This window comes from Brevibacillus sp. SKDU10 (assembly GCF_001645205.1).
GTDB classification, from domain to species: domain Bacteria; phylum Bacillota; class Bacilli; order Brevibacillales; family Brevibacillaceae; genus Brevibacillus_B; species Brevibacillus_B halotolerans.
In genome coordinates, this window is record NZ_LSSO01000036.1 from 1 (window position 1) to 1,807 (window position 1,807).

Here is a 1,807-nt window from a genome sequence, read left to right on the forward strand (position 1 = left end):
GCTCCCGTTGCTCCTGTTGGACCTGTTATCGGACAAAAAGTGGTAAAATGTGTGCATGAAGATCTAGAAAAGCTGGACGTACAATGTCCGTGCATTTTGTATTTATCTGTTGGATTTCGACGCATAAAGTCAAATAATTCAGATTCAATCAATCCGTTTTTTATCTTTTGTAAATCATCATGATTATCGTATCTCAAAAAAATCACACCTCCATTAATAAGATGTGATATCTTATGGAAAACCCAAAGACTCGGTTATCATTAATTTTAAAAATGTTGATTAGCTTATAAAAAATAGGCCTTACAACATCCTTTTACGATATCACTAGACTAGTATCCCTATTACATATGACCATTTTTAACCCAAACCAAGTTTGATCGTGACCCTTCTACCATAACGACACATATACATAACTATCTTAGTTAAAGGAGGTACCATACTTGCGTTTACATCCCTACACCCTTCCTCCTGTCTCCTATGTTCTCCCTTTAGCTATGGCTACGGAAAACTATCTGGCTAAAGAGGTGATCTGACACAGTATATTTTCTTTCTTTGAAAAAAATGTAGGGAAAGCAAGTTTGGTTTCATGTTCCTATCATGTAATTCCTAATACACCCGCACCCATTACCAGAATTACGCCTGAGTAATTCTTAGCTTCACTCTGTATATATCATCTTTTTCCTCTTAAAAGATGATAAGCATTATGGGTAACCAGTTCATAAGAATACCAGGTTACCTCATGTGAGTAGCCCGGCTTATTACTCTACAATCGTCACCTAAAACTCGGGCTACCCCATTTTTTAATAATCCTGGAGGTGAACAAATTACCGTGAATATTTCATCACGCGATTGTGACCATCATCCCGACAAAAAAGTTGTTGTTAAACTCTCAGCTAATACCTCATTTGTTGCGGTTGGGAGCATCATTACATTCACAGCTCGAATACTTAATAAAAAAAGTAAGGGGATTTTGACTAACGCCTTTTTGTTTAATGAAACTCCTACAGGCACTGTGTTTGTACCAAATAGCGTCACTGTAAATGGATTTCCTCAACCCGGTGCTTCACCCGTAACTGGCATCAGTCTTGGAACCTTTCCTGAAAGAGTAAAATCCATAAGTGTTACTTATCAATTCCGGGTAGTCTCTGTTCCATCACCAGCCAAAATCATTAGTCAAGCAAGATTGACTGGTACACTGGTCTTTTCAAAAGGGCGCCGAATTCCTATTACTGTCCTATCCAATGTAGTAACGATACCTTTCCAAGGAGCCTGCATCCCACTACAGGCAGCAAATAATGGACTCATCGTTCGTAGAGGCGAAGGAGTTAAATCGTTTATTAAAATTGCTAATCCAAGCCGAAACACTCTCTTATTTAAACTTCTCTCTTCTCCAAAACACGGTAGTCTTAAACTGTTAATCGATGGTCGATACGCTTATAAACCAAATCACAATTTTACTGGAAAAGATATCTTTACAGTCTTGGTAGTAGATCCGATTTGCCATTCCACAGCGATTGTGCGAGTCATTGTTCTAGTGAGGGCAAAGTTCTGTGACCACCATCATAAATCTAGTTCTTCGAGCTGCTCACATTTCCAATCGTCCTCCTCCAGCCATTCTGATACGTTTGAAACCTCCTCTAGCCGTTCTAGCTATTCTAGTTGTTCCAGTCCTTCTAGTCATTCCAGTCGTTCCAGTTCTTCCAGTCGCTTCAGTCCTTCCAGTCGCTTCAGTTCTTCCAGTCGCTTCAGTCCTTCCAGTCGCTTCAGTCCTTCCAGTCGCTCCAGTCCTTCCAGTCGCTCTAGTCAT

At 39.9% G+C, this 1,807-nt stretch carries 1 protein-coding gene and 1 pseudogene; one reads left to right on the forward strand and one right to left on the reverse strand.

The genetic code is table 11. The features are described from left to right. Positions 1-197, reverse strand: a pseudogene (locus AYJ08_RS24280) (exosporium glycoprotein BclB-related protein); the annotation flags it as partial. A gap of 632 nt (positions 198-829) precedes the next feature. Between AYJ08_RS24280 and AYJ08_RS24285 the strand changes: the two are divergent. Next, positions 830-1,807, forward strand: a 978-nt coding sequence (locus tag AYJ08_RS24285; protein WP_082890850.1) for an Ig-like domain-containing protein, incomplete at its 3' end; no start/stop codon positions are given.